The organism is Halomonas marinisediminis (assembly GCF_004347715.1).
Lineage (GTDB): Bacteria > Pseudomonadota > Gammaproteobacteria > Pseudomonadales > Halomonadaceae > Halomonas > Halomonas icarae.
Genome location: NZ_SLTR01000062.1, coordinates 1 through 470 on the forward strand (window position 1 = coordinate 1; position 470 = coordinate 470).

The following is a 470-nucleotide window of genomic DNA, read 5'->3' on the forward strand; positions in this document are numbered from 1 at the left end:
TTGTTCATTAATCTATTTCTCTCGTTTAGGAATGGAAATTTGTATTTGCAAATAAGTCTAAACTGTTCTGATTTTTCATCAAATTTGAAGAAATTTTGATATTCAGTAAGATATTTTATATCTCTTTCAGTTTGTTTTTTACCTTCTGCATTAAATTTATCTAAAATCCAAATAAGGTAAATTCCGTTACGTTGATAAAACTCGTGTCTACTAATTATATATCGTAATGAAAGGTCAGAAAGCTGTATTTCAAATACAATTTCTTTATCTAAATATTTACAATAAACATCTGGTTTTCTTTTTTCGTTACTATCACTATCAAAAATGAATTTATCATCTATTTGTACATTAGAAACATCTCCAAGCAACGAAAGCTGTTTTCCTATTTGATTTTTGAGAAATTTATGTCGTTCACTTTCTTTCGACCTATAAATTGCATAGATTTTTTCACTTTCATCAGGCGATAATTT

General features: G+C 26.4%; 1 protein-coding gene. It reads right to left on the reverse strand.

Features of this window, described 5'->3' with window-relative positions; genetic code table 11:
- A partial coding sequence (locus E0702_RS15830) for a DUF6035 family protein (RefSeq protein ID WP_205741957.1) occupies window positions 1-470 on the reverse strand: 470 nt, incomplete at both ends.